The sequence below is a fragment of the Mesorhizobium sp. M7A.F.Ca.MR.148.00.0.0 genome, from assembly GCF_003997735.1.
Taxonomy (GTDB): Bacteria; Pseudomonadota; Alphaproteobacteria; order Rhizobiales; family Rhizobiaceae; genus Mesorhizobium.
This window is the reverse complement of sequence record NZ_RZTB01000528.1, coordinates 1-288: the sequence shown is the minus strand read 5'-3', so window position 1 is coordinate 288 and position 288 is coordinate 1. Positions and strand designations below refer to the sequence as shown.

The 288-nt window shown below is 65.6% G+C and carries 1 protein-coding gene; it reads right to left on the bottom strand.

The window, feature by feature from the left end; translation table 11 throughout:
- A partial coding sequence (locus EOB49_RS35210) for a PLP-dependent transferase (RefSeq protein ID WP_206526222.1) occupies positions 1-288 on the bottom strand: 288 nt, incomplete at both ends.

The window sequence follows — 288 nt, the reverse complement described above, 5'->3', positions numbered from 1 at the left end:
CCGCCACGATATGGTCGCCGGCCTTGGCGCTGCACAGAAGGGCGGCCGTCACCGCGGCCATGCCGGACGCGGTGGCGCGGGCGTCTTCGGCGCCTTCGAGCGCGCACATGCGCTTCTCGAACATGTCGACGGTGGGGTTGGCGTAGCGCGAATAGATGAAACCCGGCTCCTCGCCCTTGAAACGAGCTTCGGCGGCCTGTGCCGTTTCGTAGACATAGCCCTGGGTCAGGTAAATCGCTTCCGACGTTTCGCCGAAACCGGAACGCAGCGTTCCGCTGTGCACGAGTG